Here is a 25,959-nt window from a genome sequence, read left to right as displayed (position 1 = left end):
ATGCGAAAAGGGACAAGCAAGGGAATGGAAATAGAGAAAACACTTAATTAGAAACTGGGTATAGATAATAATTAAGGTTACCTTAATACTCACATTAATATTCTATAAAACAGACTGCGAAGCCTGTTGATTAATTTTGACTATTATTTTTAATAAAATTACTCATTCCCCCTAAAAAAATTGTGAATAATATGTTATAAAGCTGAATACTATGAATCATCCTCCTACTGGTTGTTAATAATCAGTATCAGCCTGAATCTTCTTAAAAATCAAAGTATCAAGGGTTAGTAATGAGTGCAAAGTCCTATCAGTATGTTAATCGACAACGTTATCGATTAATGCCCGAGGGAGATATTGATGTGCGCTTGAGTGAAGATGTAGTGATCAGTGAAGATCCGTTAAACATCGTATTACATTGGACTTGTAAAGACACTCAGCAACAATTAGAAAAAACGTTTATGGTGAGCATGAGAACGCCTGGGCAAGATGCCTTATTGGTGACTGGTTTACTGCTTTCCTATGCAATTATTCAAGATCGCACTCAAATCAAATCTATTGAAAGTGAAGAGTTTAACCAATGTGATGTGCTATTAAGTGATGATGTAGTGTTGGATTGGGCCTCATTAACGCGTCAATTTGTTAGTCACTCTGGTTGCGGCATTTGTGGTGCGAATGATGTAAAAAAGTTAGCGCACACCTTTGACCTCAATATTGACCAAGCACCTGAATGGTTGCCGATTCAAAAAGTACTGACTTTCTCCTCTCAATTAAGAGAACAGCAAACGTTATTCTCTGCAACGGGTGGCGTGCATAGCGCAGGTGTCTTTACGTTAGACCAATGTTTAGCAGTGCATGAAGATGTAGGTCGTCATAATGCCGTGGATAAGGTAATTGGCGAATTGGTCACTAAAAACTTATTAGACAAACAAAATATATTAATGCTCAGTGGACGAGTTAGTTTCGAATTAATGCAAAAAGCGGTAGCCGCTAAAATGGCTGTGGTGGTTGCGATTGGTGCACCATCAAGCCTAGCAGTAGCTGTTGCAAAGCAATTTAACATCACCTTAATAGGGTTTGTGAGTGACCATACTTGCAATGTCTACCATGGTGATTTTCGTTTAAAAAAGACTAATCAAATCAATAGGTAGGCAGTAATGACCGTTAAAAAATATAAAGGTGCCGCTGGTGGTTGGGGTTCACTTGTTAGTACAGGTAAACATTTGTTGCACAGTGAAAATGTCGCAAAAAATGTATTAAATTTATTAAAGACCAATCAAGACCATGGTTTTGACTGCCCGGGTTGTGCTTGGGGCGAAGAGGGTAAAAAAGACCGCTTTAAATTCTGCGAGAATGGTGCAAAAGCAGTGAATTGGGAGGCAACATCTCGTCGTTTAACACCGGTGTTTTTCGACCAATATTCAGTGTCAACACTGCGCACTCAAACCGATTACTTCTTGGAAGATCAAGGTCGTTTGTCAGTGCCTTTAATGTACGATGCCGAAACAGATAAATATACTGAGGTAAGTTGGGAAGGGGCCTTTGAATTAATTGCCAAACACTTAAATGGTTTAGAAAGTCCTCACCAAGCTGAATTTTATACTTCGGGCCGTGCAAGTAATGAAGCAGCCTTTTTATACCAGTTATTTGTAAGAAAATTCGGTACAAATAATTTTCCTGACTGTTCAAATATGTGCCACGAGGCAAGCGGTATTGGGCTTAAACAAGCGATTGGAATTGGTAAAGGCACAGTCACATTAAATGACTTTGAGCATGCAGATGCTATTTTTGTATTTGGCCAAAACCCCGGCACAAACCATCCTCGTATGTTACATACCTTAAACCACGCCGCACATCGTGGCGCTAATATTGTGACTTTTAATACCTTAAAAGAGCGAGGATTAGAGCGATTCGCGAACCCTCAATCGCCTGTGGATATGATGTTTGGGAGTTCAACTAAGCTGACGAGCCAATATTTTACACCTAATTTAGGTGGTGATATGGCGGCTGTGCGCGGTATGGTAAAAGTGCTACTAAAACGCCATGAACAAGCCATTGAAAATGGCGACCGTGTATTCAATCTAAAATTCATTGAAAAACATACCAGTGGTTTAGAGGCGTATTTAGAAGAAGTTAAAGCCACGCCTTGGTCATTAATTACTGAGCAATCTGGATTATCTAAAGATCAAATTAAATCAGCGGCGACTGTTTTTCAAGATGCTAAACGCGTGATTATCACGTGGGCGATGGGGATCACTCAACACAAACACTCAGTGGCAACGGTTAATGAATTAGCCAATTTACAATTATTATTTGGTCATATTGGTAAAAAAGGGGCTGGGTTATGCCCAGTGCGTGGCCATTCAAATGTACAGGGTGATCGCACCATGGGCATTGATGAAAAACCACCACAAACCTTATTAGATAATATAGAAAAAACATTTAACTTTACGCCACCACAAGCGCATGGCCATAACGCAGTACAAGCGGTAGAAGCGATGTTACGCGGTGACAGCAAAGTGTTTATTGGATTAGGTGGTAACTTTGCTGCAGCCATGCCTGATACCGAAGTCACCAGACAAGCCATGAGTCGTTGTGATTTAACCGTGAATATCGCCACGAAATTAAATCGAACACATTTATACCCGGGTAAAAATGCGCTAATCCTACCTTGCTTAGGTCGAACAGATATCGATTTACAACAGGGTAAGCCGCAAAAAATCACTGTGGAAGATTCATTTTCAATGGTGCATGCATCACAAGGTGTGGTGAAAAGTGATATCAGAAAAATGCGTTCAGAGCCTGCAATTATTGCTGGCATTGCCCATGCTACATTGGGCAATGAACCAGTAGATTGGTTAGCTTTAATAGAAGATTATGATCGCATTCGTGATTTAATCAGCCAAACTATTCCTGGCTTCACTGATATGAACAAACGACTGGCGAATCCGGGTGGTTTTTATTTAGGTAACTCAGCAGCTGAGCACAAATGGAACACCAGTGATCAAAAAGCACAATTTCATCGTGCGCCTTTGCCTGAAGCAATCGTGCCTGCATCGCAACGCGCGTTAAGTAAAAACCCTGTATTTGTATTGCAAACTCTTCGTTCACATGATCAATACAACACCACTATTTATGGCTTCAGTGACAGATATCGTGGTTTAAGTGGCGACCGTCATATTGTATTGCTGAATGAAAAGGATATCAGTGCCATTGGTTTAAGCTCAGGTGATAAAGTCGATATTGAAGCGTTATGGGGTGATGAAGTGGTCAGAAAAGTGACTAACTTTACGGTATTAGCTTACGATATCCCAATGGGTAATGCTGCCGCTTACTATCCTGAAACCAACCCTTTAGTGGCTTTGGCTAACCATGGCGATTATACATTTACGCCAAATTCAAAATCGATAGCTATTGTGATCACCGCTGCACGTGATCCTGCGCCTCAACGCATCGTATAATCGTTATATTGTGCGAAAAAATGGTTGGTTATTAGGTTTTTACTTAATAACCAACCATTAACCTCAATACTGGATAAGAAAAGCGAGCCAACACCGCTATTTATACGGATTTCTGCGTTAAATTATTTCTCAATAACCCGTTATTGTTTCAATAATTTATCTGACCTTTGCCTGAACTACACGCAACTAGCAGAATTGCCTATTAAATGATTTAGCTATCTGATTTTATATGATGTTTCGCTTCCATAAACCAGAACTGAGGTTATTTACTGTCATTATTACCAATCTTCACGTTGAGTAACGATATATTTCACGTCATTGCTCTATGCAATAGCGTAAAGATTGCGTAAAATGCGCACCATCAAATTGACTTATACTTTAAATTCCTACCAGGAGATGCACATGTTTAACCGAGATATGAATATTGCTGATTACGATCCAGAATTATGGAAATCAATGACTGATGAAGTTCAACGCCAAGAAGATCACATTGAGCTGATTGCGTCAGAAAACTACACAAGTCCACGCGTGATGGAAGCGCAAGGTAGTCAATTAACAAACAAATATGCTGAAGGTTACCCAGGTAAGCGTTACTACGGTGGTTGTGAATACGTTGACGTTGCTGAATCTCTAGCAATCGAACGTGCTAAATCTTTATTTGGTGCTGACTACGCAAACGTACAACCACATGCTGGTTCTCAAGCAAACAGTGCTGTTTACGCTGCTTTATGTGCGCCTGGCGATACTGTTTTAGGTATGAGCCTTGCTCACGGTGGTCACTTAACACACGGTGCATCTGTTAGCTTCTCTGGTAAAGTTTACAACGCTGTTCAATACGGTATCAACCCAGATACTGGTGTACTTGATTACGCTGAAGTTGAGCGTTTAGCTGTTGAGCACAAACCAAAAATGATCGTTGCTGGTTTCTCTGCATACTCAGGTATCGTAGATTGGGCTAAATTCCGTGAAATCGCTGATAAAGTAGGTGCTTACCTATTCGTTGATATGGCACACGTTGCTGGTCTAGTGGCTGCGGGTCTTTACCCTAACCCAGTACCATTTGCTGACGTTGTAACAACAACAACACACAAAACATTAGGCGGCCCTCGTGGTGGTCTTATCCTTGCTAAAGCTAACGAAGCAATTGAGAAAAAATTAAACTCAGCTGTATTCCCAGGCGGTCAAGGTGGTCCATTAATGCACGTTATCGCTGCTAAAGCAGTTGCATTCAAAGAATGTGCTGAGCCTGCATTTAAAGCATACCAAGAGTCTGTTTTAGCAAACGCTAAAGCAATGGTTAAAGTATTCCAAGATCGCGGTTACAAAATCGTATCTAACGGTACAGAAAACCACCTTTTCCTAGTTGACTTGATTGCTCAAGACATCACAGGTAAAGAAGCAGATGCAGCATTAGGTCTTGCTCACATCACAGTGAACATGAACTCTGTACCAAACGATCCACGTTCTCCATTTGTTACATCTGGTCTACGTATCGGTACACCTGCATTCACTCGCCGTGGTGCAAACACTGAAGATGCAACTGAATTAGCTGGTTGGATTTGTGACGTGCTTGATGCAATTAAAGATGAAGAAAAACTAGCTGCTACTATTGAAGCAGTAAAAGTGAAAGTAGCTAAATTCTGTGGCGCACACCCAGTGTATGCATAGTAGTTAATTATCTGCTTTAAAGAATCCGTGTTTGTTTTTAGCAAACACGGATTTTTTTTGTCTTTAATTTGTTGAATCCAATGCACTTATACAGAGACATTAAATATATTATTTAAATTTTTGCACTGGAAAAACAATTCCATTCAAGGCGCAAACTAACCCTTTCGACGGCTAACTTGGTTAATCGTCTATCGGAGAATTAACCAAAAGATGTTAATTCTTTAATGGCTATTTCCTTTACCAAATTTACAAGGAGGAAGTGGACTGTTGTAAAAGCTATTTGTTGCGATTGGTATTACTACCTCTGTATTGATAGATGAAAAAAGCAGGCGTATTATACCAATTAAATAGCTAATCTAGTCTATTCGACATCACTTAAAACGTTACGCGAAAGTGATCTGATTTTTATAACGGGGGGGTTTATGAAACATTCAAAATTACTAGTGTTAAGTGTCACGCTGCTGACTACAGTAGGGATGTCAGCTTGTGCTCCTTTATTTCACGGTGGTCCAGGTGGCGGTGGCGGTCCTAGATTTGCCAATGAGCAATTAAATACACACAAAATCATTGAACAACAAAATATAAATAAAGCATTGACCGCGTCAATTAATTAAAACTGTTATTACCATCAAGTGCATCGTACTTATCTAATCTAGCTAGCCAAGGCATTGGTTAACCGATAAGTACGATCATTTTTAACACTGCTTTGCAATGACATAGTCTCTATATTGTTAATGATTATGTCGTACCTACTTCTATTTATTTGCTCTCATTGAAGTCACCAACACACTGGCAAGGATTAATCCGCCGCCAATCATCTGCAACACAGTAAATGACTCATTCAACCAAACTACTGCAAATAAAGCCCCGAATAACGGTTCGCTACCCATCAATAAAGAGACTTTAGTAGGAGATATCTTTCTGATTGCGTAGTTTTGAATACAAAAAGCAAACAAAGTACAGCACAACACAAGGTAAGTCATCGTTAGCCAAAATGACATTGTTGCTGGTAAGTTAATATCAGCAAAGGGCTGTGTTAAAAAGCATAAGACAAGCGCACTGATCGCAACAATAAATGACTGAATAGCAGTCAGCATAGAGGTAGTGATATCTTTCCCTTCAGATAATCGCTTAGTCACAGTGACCATCGCAGCACGCAAGGTAGCCGCACATAAAATGAAATAGTCGCCTGTGTTGAGCGTTATTGTTGTAGAGCCAGAGTGAGTTAAACAATACACTCCCACAATAGAGCAGAGGGCCAACCAAATTAATGAAGGTGAGATATTAGAACGGTTAATTAAAGGTTCAAAAAAAGCCGTTAATATCACCGACAAACTAATTAAAAAAGCCGCATTAGAGGCTGATGTTTGTGAAATACCATAAACTTCACATAGGAAAATAGCAGACAAAATCAGACCGCTTGGAATAGCCACTTTCCAATCTTTATTCTTACCTGCCCGATATTCCTTAAACACAATCGGTGCCATACATAAACTGGTCAACGAGAAACGAATGGCAATGAACAACAATACGCTAGTAAAGATAAGCGCCTCTTTGGTTAACCCATAACTTGTTCCCCAAAAAATAGCGACCAATAGTAACAACATTTCAGTTAATGGAAATTTAGGCAAATACTTGGTGAAAATGAAACCTGAACGCTTATCTACCGCGTTGCTTACTGTACTGTTTAGTGTGTTCATAAGGACTCTTCTTAATAATGATTTTGACAAGCAGAGTATTAATAATTAACTTATATGAAACAATACTAATAAATGGAAAGGATAATTGCGCTGTGGACATTAATAAATTGATTCCTCTTCTTTCTGAAATGGCTATTTTTGTTAAAGTGGTGGAGTCTGGTAGCTTATCTCAAGCGGCTCAAGCAATTGGCGTTTCACCCTCATCAATCAGCCGCAGTGTGGCGCGTTTAGAGCTCGCCATTGAAGAAAAGCTGTTAGAAAGAACCACCAGGAAAATGCGTTTGACGCCTACAGGTGAGCAAGTCTTTATACAATGTCGAGACATGCTAGCCTCTGCCAAAATGGCTGTTTCAGCGGCACAATCTAATGAAACTGATATTACTGGGTCGCTACGTATTGCTGCTCCTAAAGCATTGTCGCGACAAGTCTTGATGCCAATGGTCATGGATTTTTTAAAACTGTATCCAAAAGTATCCTTTCATTTTAAAGTGGCCGATCACATCATTGACCCAATTGGCGATGAAGTAGATTTAGTTATTCGCATTACAGATAGCCCAATAGAAGGGCTAGTGGCTAAGAAATTAGGCAATTGCAAACAGCTATTATGTGCAACGCCTGCTTATTTAAAAGAACATGGCACACCAGTACACCCTAATGAATTAAAAGATCATAACTGCATCGTACTCGGTGAGGTGACAAAAGATCGTCAATGGAAGTTCCAACATGAAAAACAGGTGTGTGAAATAAACGTTCAAGGCACATTTACTGTTAATCATAGTGAAATTCGTAGAGAGGCTGTACTTCAAGGTATTGGTATTGCACTGTTTCCTGATTTCTCAGTGGCTAAAGAGATTGACTCAAAGCAACTCGTACAATTGCTACCTGAATGGAGGACATTAGGTAATTATCAAGGCGGTATTATTGCACAATATCCGCAGTCGAAATTTATTCCCAGTCAGCTAAAAGCCTTTGTGAATTATTTAGCGGAGGCATTACAAAGCCATTAATAAATCCATTAAAGCACAGGTTTCATAGACTAGGAGCCTGTACTTTAAAGCTTCCCATATCAATTTCTTTACTCTTTTCAACCTACTCATTAAATCAATATCGATTTGCACATTGTTTGCTCATTTGACCGTTATATTTACATTCATAGAAGATGATTGTTGATTTCATCTTGATCGCAAACTTAATGTCACGGGAAGCACCTAGATACTCCCATTGAAATCATTGTAATAAAAGGACTTATATGATGTTGATAAAACATACCCTTAGTTATTTAAAAATAATGGCTATTGTACTCTCATTATTTTCACTCATTGCTTGTACAGAGTCAGACGATTCAGACTCAGTGACAGCAAGCTCTACCGATGAGTCAGATATTGTTTATAGTGAATTAGATAATACTGATGACTGGTCGGAAGCCACTCATGAAAAGCTAACCACAGATGAAATTATTGAAAACATCGATGTTGTTTTTAATACTAGTGAGGTACAGAAACTACGCATTGTTATTGAATCTGAAAACTGGACTGTGATGAATGATGACCTTGAAGAGTTAACCGAAGAACTTAATGGCTCGACAGATTTTAGCGACCTTGATAACCCTATTTTCGTCCCTTCTGAAGTATTTTATTATTCCGAAGAAGATGATACCTGGACGGAATGGTATAAAGTAGGTGTGAGATTTAAAGGAAACTCAAGCCTATATAATGCCGGTAATAGTAAACTACCGTTTAAACTTGATTTTGATGAATTTGAAGACGAATACCCAGAAATAAAAAATCAGCGTTTTTATGGGTTCAAACAATTAAACCTAAAAAATAACTACGATGATCAATCAGAAATGCATGAAGTAGTCGCTAATGATATTTTTAGAGATTTCGGTCTAGCCAGTGCACATTCTACTTTTTACGCCTTATACCTTAATGTGGATGGTAGTGGTGATGAAGAAAATGATATTTATTATGGACTTTATACACTCGTTGAAGAAGTTGATGACACAGTTATCGAAACTCAATATTACGATAATGATGATGGTAACTTATACAAACCAGAAGACGATGCAGCAACATTTGCAAGCGGCACTTATGATGAAGACGAGTATGGCTTAAAAACTGATGATGACGAGACTTATGAGGACATAGCAGCACTTTATGATGTTATTAATGACAGTTCACGTACCAGTAGCGATGACGAAGCATGGCAAGCTAATTTAGAAGCCGTTTTTGATGTCGATACTTTCTTAAAATGGCTTGCCGCAAATAGTGTTATGCAGAACTGGGACACTTATGGCGTAATGCCACACAACTTCTTTTTATATCATAATCCTGATACCGGAACCTTTGAGTGGATACCCTGGGACAACAATGAAGCACTAGTTGATAACAACCGAGCACTATCAATTACAATGACCTCAGTAGATGAAGATGAATGGCCATTGATTGGTTATATTCTTGACCAAGCAACTTACGAAGCTCAATATCAAACCTATTTAGAAACATTTGCTAAAAGCTATTTTAATAGTGATAGTTCCACCGAATATAATATTAATGATGAATTTACTAGCTTTCAAAGTTTGATAGAGGATTACGTTGCAAGTGAAGGCAATGATTATACCTTTACTTCTGAAGAGGAGTTTGAAGAAGCAGTTGAAACATTGATTGGGCATACAAGCGATCGATATGATTCAGCACAACGTTATATCGGTTGGTAATAGCAGATTGTTCATCACACCTACCGTTATAAAATTAACGGTAGGTGGTTTAATACTAAATATAGCGAACCAGTTTACTGGTATCGTTGAGTCTATCAACTTACCTATCGGCTATATTTGTGTTTTCAAATGTAAACATTAAATTACTTCTTATTCGCTTTTTTCAATAAAGCTAGCAATGCTGAACTACTTTTCCCGTCAACACGAATGTTGTGCTGCTTTTGAAAGCGTTTAATCGCTTCTCGTGTATTTTTACCCATTAAGCCATCTGCTTTACCCGCTTTATAACCAAGGCGATTTAATTGTTGTTGTGTTTGCAATATTAAAGAACGCCCTGATACGGCTTTTGTTGTTGTACGTGTCGTTGTGACTGCTTTTTTCTGTACTTCTGGCGAGTTTTTTACAGAAGCTTTTGATGATTGCTCTGTTTGCTTAGAGGTCTGCACAACTTCTTTTGAAGCATTACCTGATTTCTGCTGTGTTGTTACAGTTGTCTTAGTCGTTGTCTGTACAACCGTTTTTGAACCTTGCTGTTTTGCATTATTATTGTTTGTTGTTGTACAGTCTTGAGTATTGTTTGAATGACAATCAGAGGTGTTTTTCCCATTATTTTCAGCGAATGCTTGTTGGGTAAATACTAATCCACATATCATGATTAAAGTTGAAAATTTCATTTATTACGTTCCTTCCTAGAGAGTTAATTGCTGTATCTGAGTCAACTATCAACAAGATAAGTTCATATTGATCTGCTTTTCTTGAGTGGTTTTTCGTCTGCGCTCGTCCAATCACTTTGATTCTTCTTTGCTGTGTTTTCGCCCTGTCGGCGACCACCTTTTTCTTGCCAGAAGAAAAAGTAGGCAAAAAGACTGGCCACCGAATCACTTTCTTATCCAAATCCTTCATTACTTTTATAACGCAGCGACTCTTGCTGGCCATCCATGGCCAGAACGAGCCTAACCCAAACATCCTGTTTGGGTTTGCTAAAAGCAATGAAGGATTTGGGAAGGTTCAACGGTGGGGGAGTTGCAGCCATATCGAGCAAGGTTTTATTCGGGGCGCTGGGAGAGTTAGCCGAGAGACTAGTACCACGAGCGGAAGAGCTCTGCGATTCCTTTTTTTAGCCTGCTTGTTTTTAATATTTACATTAGTTGAAAGCATCTGAGTATATTTCGTCTGCGCTCATCCAGTCATGTTGTAGATTATTTACTGAAATTTCACCCTGTCGGCGACTTTACTTTCTCTCTGCCAGCAGAGAAAGTAAGCAAAGAGACTGGCCCCAATTCGTTTTTTAATCTGAATAAATAACTACCTTCTTAACGCACCGCTCATACGCCACGTCCATGTGGCGAACTCAGCTAGCAACGGCATCCATGCCTTAGGTTGCTAAAGGCACTCATCCATTCAGAAAAACTCAACAGGGGGAGTGGACGAAGTCATATTGAGCCTAACTCAAACATATTGTTTGGCTTTGCTAAAAGCAAAGAAGGATTTGGGAAAGTTCAACAGTCGGGAAGTAGCAGCTATATTGAGCAAAGTTTTGTTTTAACTGATTGATATTAATTAAATTAATGGCTGATCAGCACTTTGTGTCCTAAAGGCAATCATTCAGCAAAACTCAATGGGGTGAATAGACGTAGTCATATTGAGCAAATTTGTATTTTAACTACATAATATTACTTATTTACACTGTGTACTGTACTAGCCATCTTTCCGCCGTAAATATTGCATTTTGTCGCCTTTTCAGATGATTTATATTTTACATTGTTGATTAAAATGATAATTGCAGTAACCTAAGTCTATTATTAATCATTAGATATTTGTCATCTTTCCAATGGGGAGATGACATTTTGTTATCTAATTATATGTTATAACGCTCTGGTTGCCACTTCGGTACAACTCTATAAGAAGGAAATAGAATGGATGATTTGATTGATGACGAGTTGTTCTTGCAAGTAGAGGAACACTTAAAGTGTAGTGAGCAAAGTTGGCTGCTGGGTGCAGGAATAAGTTTCGACGCTAAACTGCCGCTTATGTACCCTTTAACGAATAAAGTTAAGAAGGATATAAAAGCTAGCCATAAGAAATTATATGACAATATTATTACTCCACTATTTGAAGAGTTGCCAGGGCAATGCCATATAGAGCATGTTCTTAGTCATCTAGGCGACTATGCTGCATTAGCTGAAAGAAACAAAGAAAAGAAAACAGTAATTCGAGGGACGAAAGTTGAACTAGCTACTCTAGAAGAAGTACATAACATAATTCTTGAGTCTATCTCAAATGTTATCCGTTGTGGCTATGTTGAAGGCAGTGATGAAACGGCAGATGAAGAAGGTACGTTGTCAGAGCCAATTGTCGATATTGAGTCCCATTTAGAGTTTATCGACACACTGTTTAATCATGCGTCTGCTGGTGTTCATGAACGAAGAAAAACAGTCAATATTTTCACAACTAACTACGACACTCTTTTGGAAGATGCATTAGCTCTGAACAAAGTGCCGTATTGGGACGGTTTTGCTGGAGGAGCTGTCGCTCACCGTACTCAGAGATATGGCGAACCAGCACCAACAAATGGACAGCGCGCAAACTTAATCAAGATGCACGGGTCGATAGATTGGTTTCTTTGTAATAAAGGCTATGTCTGGCGCGTTAGGGATAATGACCGCTATCCCAAGGCAGATCGTCGTGTTCTAATTTACCCTCAAGCAACAAAATACATTGCTACTCAGCAAGATCCGTTTTCTTCTCAGTTTGATTTATTTAGAAAATCTTTAAATTCTCCTCAAAGTAATACGTTAGCGGTTTGTGGTTACAGTTTTGGCGATGACCACATTAATAATGAAATTGAGTTCGCTTTATCTAAAGGAGAAAACAAAACAGTGCTTTTGGTATTTTTGGAGTGTAGGGATGACATACCAGCATGTTTAGAAAAGTGGCGTAGTTCTAGTTTTGGTTCAAGAGTGATTATTGCTTCGTTGAGTGGTTTATATGTCGGTGGCCAAGGACCATTTAAAAGAAAAGGCGATAATGATTATTGGTGGACATTCAAAGGTGTAACATCAGTACTAAAGAATGGATGCGAGGTTTAGTTATGTTTACATCGGAAGAAGAGTTAAAGATTGGACAGGTTGTTGAAGTATCTGGAACTAATATTAAGGTAGAGATCTCTGATAAAATTTCTGAGCTGTCTAGGACTTTCAATGGTCGCGTTTACCCTATCGGTCAAATAGGTAGCATGGTTAAGATTCACTATGGCCGCAAAATAATTTTTGGCTTGGTGACAATGCTCAGAATGCGATCAGAAGAGTTAATTGAAGCTGGTATGCCTGTAACTGCTGATTCAGATCAGCGTGTAATGGAAGTCCAACTGCTAGCTGAAGGCAGTTGGAATAATACAAAATCAACTTTGGCTTTCAAGCGTGGTATTAAAACCTACCCATTACCCCAGCAAGGTGTATTTCTTCTAACTAACGAGGAAATTTCTTTTGTCTACCGTTCCGCTGAAGGTACAAGAGATGATGGGGTGGATCCATTAGTCCCCTTTGCCGTTTACAGTGCTTCTGAATCTACAGCCTGTAGGGCTAACATTAATAAAATGTTTGGTATGCATTGTGCGGTTCTTGGTTCTACAGGTTCTGGTAAGTCAGGTACCGTTGCTGCGATCATTCATAGCGTACTATCGCATAAAAATAATGAGAAAGAGCTGTCTCCTCAGATAGTGGTTGTTGATCCTCACGGCGAGTATGGTATAGCCTTTAAAGATAGAGCGATACAGTACCGAGCATATGACATCGCAGCAGGCGACGATGGCCAAGAAGAGATAAAACTACCGTATTGGTTAATGTCTAGTGATGAGTTCACAAACCTAGTTATCGGTAAAACGGAAAGAAGCGCTACTAGTCAAAACAATGTAGTTCAAAAAGCACTTGCCCATGCAAGAATGGTTGCCGCTGGAATTGTCAAACCTTGCCCGAGAGAATTTGGTACAGAGGCCCTCAACCATTTAGAAAATTTTGATGATCCAGATTTGTGCGATGGCAAAGATACTTCAAACATTCTGGAATTTGACCGTGATAAACCTAGACCATTTTGCTTAGGTGAGTTTGAAAGTCATGTTAGGTACATTCAGGGCGGTAGGATAAACCGTAATAACCATGAAAGTATGACCAACTCTGAATTAGCTAAGTCACCAGTACCTTCTGTTTTAGATAAATTAAAAGTTCTGAGAAGAGATACTAGACTGTCATTTATGATGAGGTGCTGGGTTGATAACGAGGAACAAATAAAGCTACACCAAGTCTTGAATCAATTTATTGGTGCGCCTAGTCAGGTAGGTAAAGATATTAGGATTATTGATATCTCAGGCTTGCCAAATGAAGTCGCAGGCCCACTGACTGCACTAATAGCTAGGTTACTTTTTCAGTATAAAGTATTCCAGACTCAAGAAGAGAAAGAGAAAGATCCTATTCTACTGGTTTGTGAAGAAGCACATAGATATGTTCCAGATCATGGGGAGGCCCAGTACGCAGCTGCTCAGGGGGCAATAAGACGTATAGCAAGAGAGGGCCGAAAATACGGAATTGGCTTGATGCTGGTAAGTCAGCGGCCAGCCGATGTAGACAGTACAGTTATTTCTCAGTGTGGTACTTGGGTTGTATTAAGACTTACAAATTCAGCTGATCAACAACATGTCGCACGATTTTTACCAGATGGATTGTCTGGAATGGTAGGTGCGTTACCGATTTTATCTCAGCAAGAAGCAATTTTTGTTGGTGAAGGCGCTGCTCTACCTTCTAGGGTCAGAATAAGAGATCTAAAAGAAAACCAATTACCGAAATCAAATACGATACCATTTGCTGAGGGGTGGGCGAGTGATCGCCTGGATATAGATAAATTGAAAGAAATATCAGAGAGAATGTGTAGTTAGAAGTGCGTTATAACAAAGTAATTCACGCGGATAAATTACTTTCTGCGCTCATAATTTACCGTGAGCGAGGCATTTTATGTTTTAGGAGTTCAGTATTGACGAAGATTATGTTGATAGGATTTATAATTGTACCTGCTTCAGATCTTGAAATTGTTAAAAGTGAACTGGTTATTCATAAAAAACTTACTTTAAAGGAGATAGGTTGCTTAACTTTTACAGTTACACCAGATGATGTTAATCCTCATAAATTTCATGTTTACGAAGAATTTATAAATCAAATAGCCTTTGATAATCACCAAGCCAGAGTTAAGTCATCTAAATGGGGTGAGATAACTAAGGACGTAGAAAGGTATTATCAAATAAGCAGTGTTGACTAAACGTATGACAAGTTTAAAACAGGACAGAAATGTGGATTTTGCTACTTCACCGTTTATTTTAACCTACTTTTACTTGTCTCTTAATGAGGCGCTAAATACTAAGGAGAGTTTTTTGGCAGAACTAAACAGAATAGCATTACTTATTGATTGTGATAATGTAAGCCATAATGCCATAGAAGGGGTTATTGAAGAGCTTTCTAAATTTGGCATGGTTAACGTTAGGCATGCTCATGGAGATTGGAATAGTCCAACTCTATCTGGATGGATAGATAAACTACACCCTCATGCAATTAGACCGATGCAACAGTTTGCTTATACAACAGGTAAAAATGCGACTGATTCCGCAATGATTATTGATGCAATGGATCTTTTATACAGCGATTCAATTGATGGATTTGCCTTAATGACTAGTGATAGTGACTTTACTCCTCTTGTAATGCGCTTACTAGAAAGTGGGCTTCCTGTTTATGGGTTTGGAGAAAAGAAAACCCCAAAACCATTTGTAGATGCTTGTTCAACATTTATCTATACTGAAAATTTTGCTAGGGAAGTTAAAAAAAATAATGCAGTTACACCTAAAAAAGAAAGTGTTCTACTAAGCCAAGACACAACATTGGTAAAATTACTCAGAACTGCAATAGAGCAAACATCGGAAGATGATGGTTGGTCATACTTGGGGAAAGTAGGAAATTACATATCTAATAGTAGTTCATTCTCACCAGTTAATTATGGCTATCAAAAGCTAGGCGATCTCCTTCGAGCAACACAGTTATTTGAGTTTGAATGGAGAAGTGATCGATCATCTATGTTTGTTAAAGATTCTCGCAAGTAAACTTAATACCATGTTATATCTATAATTATATTTAGGAGAATTTATGAGAGTTAATATCGAATATATAAAGAATTCTTTAGTGCTAGAGGATTAGTATCCAGCCTTCAACTTAAATCAAGGAAAATTTAAAGGATTCAGGGCCAATGATTTTGAGTTAAATAAATTAGTGTCTCACTTACAAATTTTAGAGGGCCAAGGATTATTGCAGTGTTCGAGTAATAAAACTCAAGGTATTGGTTTCTCTAGCTTTTGGAGTACTAGTTTTAAGGTTAATATTATTGCCCTAAAGTTAACGGCACAAGGTCACCAGTCTGAATCAGATCTTGTTAAGCCAGGTGTAGTTGAAAAATTAAAAACTTCATTAAAAGATTCAGAGCTTTCAGAAACAGTAAAAATATATGATAGGGTAACTAAAGCTTAACAATACAGTCAGTTATATATCGCCTCATTCTACTTTATCACTCTCCACTTTAGTTCATTTCATCTTTCGGTACGTTTTATTAGGCTTGGCATTAAGATTTAATTTGAGTTAAAACTAAATCAGACAGTTTTCACTCATGATTTTGCAAAAATAAGAAGGACTAACCAATAAATATTTTGCTAACATTTAATATAAATATACCTCGTAAAAAGTATTTTCATATCTTTTGGTATTTCATTCGAAATAGGGGTTTCAAGAATTTAATTAATGCCACATTTCTACTAGGTTTGAATCAGACTCGTTTATTCTACAAATGCATTGAGCATTAATTCATATTGTAGAGGCTTCGTAAGGCTGACTATAACCTCAACCCAATGATTAAATTTACTTTTTTCATCACTCTATTAATTACTCTAATCATAGTTATGCTATTTTAGGCTTATTAAGAAAAACCAGTTAAGAAATCTCAGTTTAGAAAACCAATAAAAACAACTTTCTCAAAAGGTGGTGCGTGTGTTTCAAGTTTATCACTCTAATCAAATCAGTTTGCTTAAAGACCTATTGCTGGCGCTGATCAATCAATCTCCATTAAGTAATCCTTTTGAAAATGAAACGGTATTAGTACAAAGCCCTGGTATGGCGCAGTGGTTGCAGTTAGAGATTGCACAGTCTACGGGTATTGCGGCGAATATTGATTTCCCATTACCGGCGAGTTTTATTTGGCAGCAATTCAAACATGTTTTAGATGATGTGCCGGATAATAGCCCCTTTAATAAACAGTCGATGACTTGGCAGATTATGAAGTTATTACCTGACTGTTTAGAAGATGAAGACTTTAGTGCCTTAAAAGATTATTTACAGGATGACACGCACCTGCGTAAGCGTTTTCAGTTAAGCGGTAAAATTGCCGATATCTTTGACCAATATTTAGTATATCGCCCTGAGTGGATTGATAACTGGGAAACCCTACAAGACAGCCAAGTGAGCTTAGAAAACTTACAACCTGAATGGTTGAATACACACCTTTGGCAGGCCAAGCTTTGGCGCTTATTGGTGGCGAGTATTAAACAAGGTTTTCAATCGCAAGGGAAGGCGTATCACCGTGCAGGCTTGTACCAAGATTTTTTAAGTACGTTAGCGACAAAAACCACTGACCAATTGACTCACTTACCGAAACGTATTTTTGTGTTTGGTATTTCCTCGTTACCTGAGTCTTATTTACAGGCCTTACAAGGTTTAGGCGAGCATTGTGACGTGCACTTTCTATTAACTAATCCGTGTCGTTTTTATTGGGGTGATATTGTTGACCCTAAACTATTAGCGAAGCGTTTTGCACAGTCTCGCCCTAAAGTAAATGTACTGGCTGGTGAAGTGAATACATTAAACCCAACGAGTTGGCAGAAGGATGAGCAGCATTTAGCTTGGGCGAGTAGTGGGGATGTGGAAAGTGAAGTCGGTAATCCGTTATTGGCGTCCATGGGTAAAATGGGACGTGACTTTTTATACCAATTATACAGTTTAGAGCAGCAAGAGATTGATGCCTTTGTGGATATTGATCGCGATAGTTTGTTACATCATATCCAAGCCGATATTTTAGAGTTAAGTGATAGCTCGCTAAGTACCTTAAATGATGTATCGCAGCGTATTGAAGTGACGGATGAGGATAATTCGATTAGCTTGCATGTGTGTCACAGTGTGATGCGTGAAGTGGAGGTGTTGCACGATAATTTATTGGCGATGTTTGAACAAGATCCAAGCTTAACGCCGAAAGATATCATTGTCATGGTGCCTAACATTGATGCCTATGCGCCTTATGTGGAAGCAGTGTTTAGTCGCACTGGCAGTAGTGTGACTATCCCATTCTCTATTTCTGATGTGAGTGCGCAACAAGAAAACCCTATTTTAGCGAGCTTTTTACAGTTATTGAATTTACACCAAAGCCGTTATACCCGTGAAGATATTCTCGCCTTGTTAGAGGTACCTGCGATTTTAAATCGTTTTGGTATTAAACAAGTTGAGTTTGATCTGTTACAACATTGGATCACTGAAAGTGGCATTCGTTGGGGATTAAATAATGAGTCGGCCACACAATGGGAATTACCTGCTTTAACTCAGAATAACTGGCTGTTTGGCTTGAAGCGTATGCTGCTTGGTTATGCCATGAGTGATGAGCTGTTTGAAGGTATTGCGCCTTATGATGAAGTGCAAGGTCTTCAGGGCGATTTACTAGGGCGATTTATTGAGTTTATCGATACGCTGATTATTTTAGAGTCTAACTTACAACAAGATTTAAGCTGTGCGGACTGGCAACTGTTTATCAATCAACTGATTGATGATTTTTATTTAGAAGATGAAGATAACAGCGTGTTGTTCAGTCAAATTCGTCAGCAAATGCAAACGCTGGTGGAGCAAACTGAACAAGCTAAATTTGAACAACCTTTATCGTTATTGGTGTTGGTTGAATATTTACAAGATCACTTATCAAGTCAGTCTAATAGCCAACGTTTTTTAGCAGGACAGGTGAACTTCTGTACCTTAATGCCGATGCGTTCTATTCCGTTTAAAGTGGTGTGTTTGTTGGGGATGAATGATGGTTTGTATCCTCGTTCGTTATTGCCAATGGGCTTTGATTTAATGGTCGGTCATCGTAAACGTGGCGACCGTTCACGTAGGGATGAAGATCGTTACTTGTTCTTAGAGGCAATGTTATCAGCACAATCGCAGTTTTATATCAGTTACATTGGTAAAGATATCAGTGATAACAGGGAAAAAATGCCCAGTGTATTAGTCAGTGAGTTACTTAATTATATTCAGCAAAGCTTTAGGTTAACTAGCCAGTTGGATTCAACTTTAGATGATGGGCAATTAGAGAAAGACCTGTTGTCTGCTTTCACTCATCATTACCCTATGCAAAGTTTCAGTGAACAATATTTTCAAGGTAAACAAGTCACTTATCAGCAAGGCTGGTGGGAGGCAATCAACAAACCAGTGAGTAGTGAAAATGAACAGTTTACGCCATTACCTTTGATACAAAGCGAGCAAATAGAATTAACGGCTTTAATTCGTTTTTTACAAAATCCTTGTCGTGCTTTCTTTAATCAAGGCTTAAATGTTTATTTTGAGATGGATGATATCAACCAAGAAAACGATGAGCCTTTTGCTTTAGATAATTTACAACAATACTTATTAAAAGCGGAACAGTTTAAACATGGATTGGACGATCAAGCTTTAACCTCTTTATATGTGGGCTTACAAGCAGAAGGTAAGTTACCTGTCGGTGAATTTGCTAAACTTATTTTTAATAAAGATTTACAGGTGATGGTGGATTTAGCGAGTATTTATAGCAGTTACTTTATTGGTGATATTGAACAGATTGCGGTGGATATTCCCTTTGATGATAAACGCTTAATCGGTGCTTTGGATGACCATTGTGAAAATGGATTGGTACGCATTAAACCGGGTAATATCAAAGGCAAAGACCTCCTTAAATTATGGGTAGAGCACTTGTGTTATTGCATTGTCCATGGACAACATTTAAACGCGACGTTATTTGGACAAACCAAAGGGCACTATTTTGAAGAGATTCCTGCGGATTATGCACATCAACGTTTATCTGAGCTGATTGCGTTATATCAACAAGGCTTACAACAAGCGTTACCTTTCTTTATTGAAAGTGCATTTCAGTGGTGTGAAGCGGTGTGTAAATTACAACCGAGAGTGTATGTATTAGATGAATTAAGTTTTGAAACGCGTGCAGCAGGGCAACAAGAAGCACTAAAAACCTTTAATAATAGCCGAGGCTACTCAGAAGCGAGCGACCCTTATATTAACCGTGTATATGAAAATATTGAAGACCATTGGCAACAGTTTGAAAGCATTGCATTACAAGTGTTTATGCCATTATTGTGCAATTTAAATGACTTAATTTACGAACAATGGGGAGAGGCATAATCATGACAGAAGAAACACAATTATCATTGATTGAAGCTGATAACCTATCAGCACCTGTGTCTTTACAGGATAGTACTAGTTCACCCGTTGGTGGCATTGCGGTAACGCCACTTCAAGCGCTGACTTTTCCGTTGTTCGGGCGTCGTTTAATAGAGGCCTCTGCCGGTACAGGGAAAACCTATACTATCGCCAGTTTGTTTATTCGTTTGTTATTAGGTCATGGCACACAGGCCGATGCTAATGATTCAAGCTTAGTTGGGCAAACTGCACATCAAATCCCATTAACCGTGGATAAAATTTTAGTTGTAACCTTTACAGAAGCGGCTACGGCGGAATTAAGAAGTCGTATCCGGGATCGTATTCGTGAAACGCGTTTAGCTTTTGTACGCGGTAGTAGTAAAGATGCCTATTGTCAGCAGTTAATTGATGATAGTAGCAACCTTGAGCATGATATTCGTTTATTACGTTTTGCAGAATTGCAGATGGATGAAGCGTCTATTTTTACTATCCATGGTTTTTGTCAGCGTATATTGCAACAAAATGCTTTCGAATCGGGAAGCTTATTCCAGCAGACCTTATTAGAAGATGATGCGGATATTTTAAGCCAAGCCTGTAATGACTTTTGGCGTGCGCATTTTTATCAATTATCCACGCCATTAACTGCGATCGTTTATAGTTATTGGGCGCACCCTGAAGCGCTTAAAAAAGAGTTACAACAATGGTTATCTCGTCACGATTTAACTTTTATACCAGAAATCACTGACTTTGATTTTGAAACAAAATATGAACAAGGTTTACAAGCGATTAATGACGTTAAACAAGCTTGGAATGCCGATAAAGATGATTACTTAGATATTATTGAGTATTCAGGTATTGATAAACGCAGTTACAGTAAACGTTATTTACCAAAATGGTTTGAGGACGTTTGTGCATGGGCAGCTTCTGATAGCTTAGATTTAACCTTACCTAAAAATCTATTGAAGTTTTCGCAATCAGAGTTGATAACTAAAACTAAAAAAGGTGAGCCACCGACACACTCAACTTTTGCCTTAATCGAGTCTTTGTTAGCAAAGGATATCTCCCTAAAAAATACCTTGTTAATTAAAGCAACGCATTGGGTGCGAGACAACCTACAAAAAACTAAACAGCAGCATATGTTATTAGGGTTTGATGACTTGCTGACACGTTTGGATATTGCATTACAGCACTCGCCAGAAGGACATTTAGGAGAGCAAATCAAACAGCAATATCCGATTGCTTTGATTGATGAGTTCCAAGATACCGACCCAGTGCAATACCGAATTTTTGATACCATTTATCAGCAAGCTGACCCAGCTGTTGATGAGCCGCCTGAAGCCATGAATTCACAGACTGCTTTTGGTTTATTTATGATTGGCGATCCAAAACAGGCGATTTATAGTTTCCGTGGTGCGGATATATTTACTTACATGAAAGCGCGTAATGCGGTGTCTGCCCATTATAGTTTGGATAACAACTATCGTTCTAGCGCAGAAATGATCGATGCGGTGAATGGCTTTTTCCAACATAAAATTGCGCCGTTTATTTATGACCAAGATATTCCTTTCCACCCAGTGCAAGCGCCACCGATTAAACGTAAAAAGCTGGTGGTGAATAACCCTGAAGATGATCAACAAACCGCATTACAGTTTTTACATGTAAAAGGTGCATTAAGTAGTGACGCTTTCCGTCATGAAAGTGCACAGGCAACGGTTAACGAAATTAAAGCATTGTTATTGTTATCGCAACAAAATCAGGCTTATTTGGAAGACACAGAAGGTAATCATCATCCTATTCATGCTAATAATATTTCGGTGTTAGTGAGAACCGGTAATGAGGCGAATATTATTCGCAAAGCGCTATTAGAAGAAAATATTAATAGTGTGTATTTATCACTCAAAGAGAGTGTGTTTGCCAGCATCTTAGCGCAGGACTTATTACGATTATTAAACGCTTGTTTACACCCAAGTAACGAGCGTTATTTACGATCTGCGATTGCCTGTAAGCTTTTTTCACTAACCCCTTTGGAAGTACACAATACTTTTTCTGAAACGGCTCGTTGGGAAAGTAAGATTGCAGATTTTGCGCGGTATAAAACTCTGTGGGAAGAGAGTGGCATCTTAGTGATGTTGCAACAATGTTTTCATGAGCAGGGTATTAGTGCGCATCTATTAACGCAAAGCCAAGGTGAACGCGCCTTGACGGATTTGTTACACCTCGCGGAGTTGTTACAAAAAAATAGTATGGTATTTGAAGGGGCATTTGCTTTATTACGTTGGTTTAGTGAACAAATTAGTCATGCTAAAAGTGAGCAGGGCGAACAAAAACAACGTTTAGAAAGTGAAAAGTCTTTGGTACAAGTGAGCACCTTACATAAATCTAAAGGATTGGAATACGATATTGTATTTATCCCTTTCAGTGGGTTATATCGTGAACCAAAAGAATACTTATTTCATGATGCTAAACAGCGCTTGGTATTCGACCTTGATGGCAGTGAAGTCAGTAAAGAGAAGACTGAAAAAGAGTTGTTAGCAGAAGATATTCGTTTGTTATATGTAGGTTTAACGCGCAGTGTTTATCGTTGTTATTTAGGTATTGGCCCTTATAAAAAAGGCCGTGCAAAAGCGACACCTTTAACAAAAAGTGCTTTAGGTTATTTAACCATTAAAGCGGGCGAGGAGTTACAAGCCGGTGATGACCAAAATTTAGTCCGTTTATTGCAAGGTGTGTGTCAGCAATCCGATAACATTGGTATTCGCCATGCGCCTGATTTACCCAGTGAGACCTATCAAGTTGCCACACCATCGCCAGATCAATTAATCGCGCCGAAACGCTTCTCCGGTGTCATTGAAAAAAATTGGTGGGTAACCAGTTACTCTGCTTTATCGCGTTTTCATACGGCGCCAACCTTGGAAAATAAGCAAACTAAAAAAATCCCTGAAGAGCGTGCGGAATTAATCGCAGTAAGCAATGAATTGCAACTGTTAACTAATGAAGTGCCAACTAAGAATGTGTTTGGTTTCCCAAGAGGTGCCAAGCACGGAACGTTTTTGCATGAACTATTTGAAGAGATTGATTTTCAAGATAGTCCATCTAAACAGCTAACTCCCTGGTTAGAAGAGCGATTAACAGTCAATAATTACGAAGATCCAGAAGAATGGGCGCCTATTGTTAGCCAATGGATTAATCATATTTTGGCACACCCTTTAGCGCCGGCTCTTTACCCTGATTTATCTTTATCTCAATTAAGTGAAGCGCAGAAAAAAGTGGAGATGCAATTCTTTATTCCTATGCAACCCATTGAAGCGACATCGGTTAATCGATTAATTGCGTATTATGATCCTTTATCTGCGCAAGCTGGCTCATTACAGTTTAATCAAGTACAAGGGATGTTAAAAGGTTTCATTGATTTAACGTTTGAATACCAAGGGCAATATTTCGTACTCGATTATAAATCAAACTATTTAGGTGATGAGTTGGCTGATTATAGTCAACAAGCTATGTCAGAGGCTATTATTGAACATCGTTATGATTTTCAATATCAGCTTTATACCTTAGCATTACATCGGTTATTACGTTCACGTTTGGTTGATTATGATTATGAAAAACATGTAGGTGGTGTGTTTTATACTTTCCTACGTGGTATGCAAGGTACTAAAGAAGCGGGCGTTTATTTCACTAAACCTAAATTTGAGTTGATTGATAAATTGGATAAGTTATTAAGCGGCGAATTAACGGCTGAAATGTTGCTGGAGGAGTTGTCATGCTAGAAAAATCAATATCATCAAGCTTTGAGTCGACAACTGTTAGTTCAACAGAAAACAGTATGTTAACGCTATTAAAACAGTGTCAGTTAAATCAACAAATTCGACCTATCGATTTCCACTTTGCAAAGTTTATGGCGGAATTAGGTGCAGATAACTTGATGCAACTGGCGGCGGCATTAACCAGTCAACAGCTAGGTGGCGGTCATATCTGTTTACCTATTGATAAAATGGGGGGATTGTTTCATCAACACTGTTTGCAATTGGCGCTGGATTCTCAACAAGTGAGTGAACGTTTAAATGTGTCTTGTATTTTTCATGATCCTCAACAAACACATTATCAACTGAATGAAAGCCTCTGTTGCGGTGATGATGCTCCCTTAAGACTGCAATACAGTGCCTTGTTTATGGCTCGTTATGCGGAATTTGAGCAGTTGATTTCTGACAAGTTATTGCAGCCGATCTCTGTACAAGTCGATGTGGCTAGCAAAGGGTATTTAGAGAAGTTATTTACGCCGCAATATGGTTATTTATGGAATGCTTGGCAAAGTGATACCAGTCAATCAATTCAAGCGTTATGTGAAAAATACTTAGATGTGATTGAGCAAGCATCAGTTGATTGGCCTGCAGTGCAACAGTGCTTTACTGATGCAAGTTCCGCAAAAGATCTGATTTTATTAGAATCATTGATCCCAAATAAAGTGCGTTGTGATTGGCAAAAAATCAGTGCTGCCTTAGCACTAACCTCTCCACGTTGTATTATTTCTGGTGGCCCAGGTACAGGTAAAACCACCACAGTGGTGAAATTATTAGCACTTTTGTTAAATGCTCAACCAGATTTGATGATTAAGATGGTCGCGCCGACGGGGAAAGCTGCGGCTCGACTGACTGAGTCGATTACTAATGCTCTAGATGAGTTAGATTTGGGTAGTCCAGCAGATGGTCAAAAAGCACCGAACATTCCAACGGATGCGAGCACTATCCATCGTTTGTTAGGTGTACGAAATAATAGTGCGCATTTCCGTCATCATGCTGGTAATCAATTAACTTTAGATTTGCTGCTGGTGGATGAAGCTTCTATGGTGGATTTACCTTTAATGGCGAAATTGCTCAGTGCATTACCCGATCATGCTCGTTTAATTTTGTTAGGGGACAAAGACCAATTAGCTTCAGTGGAGGCAGGAGCGGTACTAGGTGATATTTGTTCCTTTATTGACTCAGGCTACAGTCAACAAAAAGCACAGCAATTAGCTGAGCTAACAGGCTTTGATTGTTTATTATCACAAGGTAAACATGCGCAAGCGACTATGTCTGATAATTTGTGCTTATTAAGAAAGAGTTACCGATTTGATCAGTACTCTGGTATTGGTTATTTAGCCAGTGCGGTGAATAAAGGTGGCGTAACGGCTGTCAAATTGGCTGCCTTATGTGAAAAATACGACGACCTTGCTTATTATGCTAATGATGCAGAAAGCGCTACTGATTTTGATCGTTTAGTGGTGGAAGGGTATACCCCTTACCTCTCTGAGTTATGTATCATTAATCAAGATAATCGTGGTCAAGCTAAAGTACTGCTGAGTGCTTTTAATGACTTTAAAATATTGTGTGCGACTCGAGAGCAAGAGTGGGGCGTAAATGCATTAAATCATCGTTGTGAAAAGCTATTACAAAAAGCAGGCTTGTTGGTGCGCCGTTTTGATATGACACAAACTTGGTATGTCGGACGCCCAGTGATGGTCACTGAAAACAGTTATCACCTTGGTTTGTTCAATGGCGACATAGGCTTATGTTTAGAAGATGAACACGGACAATTAAGAGTCTATTTTGTAATGCCTGATGGTAGTGTTGCAGATTTTCAACCAAGCCGTTTACCTGCGCATCAAACGGTATTTGCGATGACGGTGCATAAGAGTCAAGGCTCTGAGTTTAAACATACTTTGTTAGCTTTACCTGATTACGCATTACCCGTGATGAACCGTGAGTTAATTTATACAGGTATCACACGCGCTAAAAAGCGTTTAACCTTGATTGCAGACCTTGCATTGGTAGCGAGTTCGGTAAGAAACCGAGCAAGTAGAAACAGCCGTTTAACAGAACGATTAACAACTAATTAATAAAGTAATACAC

At 38.8% G+C, this 25,959-nt stretch carries 16 protein-coding genes; 14 read left to right on the top strand and 2 right to left on the bottom strand.

Annotated features, from left to right (window positions below; translation table 11 throughout):
* Positions 1–290: 290 nt before the first annotated feature.
* The 4 genes from OW492_RS03165 to OW492_RS03150 all read left to right on the top strand — a co-directional run bounded on the left by OW492_RS03165 (position 291) and on the right by OW492_RS03150 (position 5,740).
* Positions 291–1,148, top strand: a complete 858-nt coding sequence (locus OW492_RS03165; protein ID WP_290038386.1) for a formate dehydrogenase accessory sulfurtransferase FdhD — start codon at positions 291–293, stop codon at positions 1,146–1,148.
* 6 nt (positions 1,149–1,154) lie between these two features.
* The gene (locus OW492_RS03160; protein WP_290038385.1) at positions 1,155–3,458 is read left to right on the top strand and encodes an FdhF/YdeP family oxidoreductase; all 2,304 of its coding nucleotides are present in this window, start codon (positions 1,155–1,157) and stop codon (positions 3,456–3,458) included.
* A gap of 402 nt (positions 3,459–3,860) precedes the next feature.
* Positions 3,861–5,126, top strand: coding sequence for a serine hydroxymethyltransferase (gene glyA / locus OW492_RS03155; protein WP_290038384.1), 1,266 nt, complete (start codon positions 3,861–3,863; stop codon positions 5,124–5,126).
* A gap of 422 nt (positions 5,127–5,548) precedes the next feature.
* Positions 5,549–5,740, top strand: a complete 192-nt coding sequence (locus tag OW492_RS03150; protein WP_290038383.1) for a hypothetical protein — start codon at positions 5,549–5,551, stop codon at positions 5,738–5,740.
* Positions 5,741–5,881: 141 nt separating this feature from the next.
* Here the strand turns inward: OW492_RS03150 and OW492_RS03145 are convergent, their stop codons facing one another.
* Positions 5,882–6,826 carry a DMT family transporter gene (locus OW492_RS03145; RefSeq protein ID WP_290038382.1) on the bottom strand — a complete coding sequence of 315 codons (945 nt, stop codon included), beginning with the start codon at positions 6,824–6,826 and terminating at the stop codon, positions 5,882–5,884.
* A gap of 92 nt (positions 6,827–6,918) precedes the next feature.
* Here OW492_RS03145 and OW492_RS03140 point away from each other — a divergent pair, with 92 nt between their 5' ends.
* Positions 6,919–7,833, top strand: a complete 915-nt coding sequence (locus tag OW492_RS03140) for a LysR family transcriptional regulator (RefSeq protein WP_290038380.1) — start codon at positions 6,919–6,921, stop codon at positions 7,831–7,833.
* 242 nt (positions 7,834–8,075) lie between these two features.
* A complete protein-coding gene (locus OW492_RS03135; RefSeq protein ID WP_290038378.1) occupies positions 8,076–9,542 on the top strand; it encodes a CotH kinase family protein in 1,467 nt (488 codons plus the stop codon).
* Positions 9,543–9,685: 143 nt separating this feature from the next.
* Here the strand turns inward: OW492_RS03135 and OW492_RS03130 are convergent, their stop codons facing one another.
* Positions 9,686–10,216 (bottom strand): peptidoglycan-binding protein, encoded by a 531-nt coding sequence (locus OW492_RS03130; RefSeq protein ID WP_290038376.1) that lies wholly within the window; start codon positions 10,214–10,216, stop codon positions 9,686–9,688.
* 1,242 nt (positions 10,217–11,458) lie between these two features.
* Between OW492_RS03130 and OW492_RS03125 the strand changes: the two genes are divergently transcribed.
* From OW492_RS03125 to recD, 8 genes are all read left to right on the top strand, one after another.
* The gene (locus OW492_RS03125) at positions 11,459–12,631 is read left to right on the top strand and encodes an SIR2 family protein (protein WP_290038374.1); all 1,173 of its coding nucleotides are present in this window, start codon (positions 11,459–11,461) and stop codon (positions 12,629–12,631) included.
* 194 nt (positions 12,632–12,825) lie between these two features.
* The gene (locus OW492_RS03120) at positions 12,826–14,469 is read left to right on the top strand and encodes an ATP-binding protein (RefSeq protein ID WP_290038372.1); all 1,644 of its coding nucleotides are present in this window, start codon (positions 12,826–12,828) and stop codon (positions 14,467–14,469) included.
* 95 nt (positions 14,470–14,564) lie between these two features.
* The gene (locus OW492_RS03115; RefSeq protein WP_290038371.1) at positions 14,565–14,846 is read left to right on the top strand and encodes an antibiotic biosynthesis monooxygenase; all 282 of its coding nucleotides are present in this window, start codon (positions 14,565–14,567) and stop codon (positions 14,844–14,846) included.
* A 112-nt stretch (positions 14,847–14,958) separates the two neighbouring features.
* Positions 14,959–15,678 (top strand): NYN domain-containing protein, encoded by a 720-nt coding sequence (locus OW492_RS03110; protein WP_290038370.1) that lies wholly within the window; start codon positions 14,959–14,961, stop codon positions 15,676–15,678.
* Between the two features lie 166 nt (positions 15,679–15,844).
* Positions 15,845–16,099, top strand: coding sequence for a hypothetical protein (locus OW492_RS03105; protein WP_290038369.1), 255 nt, complete (start codon positions 15,845–15,847; stop codon positions 16,097–16,099).
* 513 nt (positions 16,100–16,612) lie between these two features.
* Complete coding sequence (gene recC, locus OW492_RS03100; RefSeq protein ID WP_290038367.1) at positions 16,613–20,050, top strand: exodeoxyribonuclease V subunit gamma; 3,438 nt, start codon at positions 16,613–16,615, stop codon at positions 20,048–20,050.
* Positions 20,051–20,052: 2 nt separating this feature from the next.
* Positions 20,053–23,838: an exodeoxyribonuclease V subunit beta gene (gene recB / locus OW492_RS03095; protein WP_290038365.1), complete on the top strand. Its 3,786-nt coding sequence runs from the start codon at positions 20,053–20,055 to the stop codon at positions 23,836–23,838.
* Entirely contained in the window at positions 23,832–25,946 is a 2,115-nt protein-coding gene (gene recD, locus OW492_RS03090; RefSeq protein WP_290038363.1) for an exodeoxyribonuclease V subunit alpha, read from the top strand. Before recB ends, recD begins: the two co-directional genes overlap by 7 nt.
* Positions 25,947–25,959 lie beyond the last annotated feature (13 nt).

The sequence above is a fragment of the Psychromonas sp. 14N.309.X.WAT.B.A12 genome (assembly GCF_030397575.1).
Taxonomy (GTDB): domain Bacteria; phylum Pseudomonadota; class Gammaproteobacteria; order Enterobacterales; family Psychromonadaceae; genus Psychromonas.
This window is presented reverse-complemented; position numbering and strand designations above follow the sequence as displayed.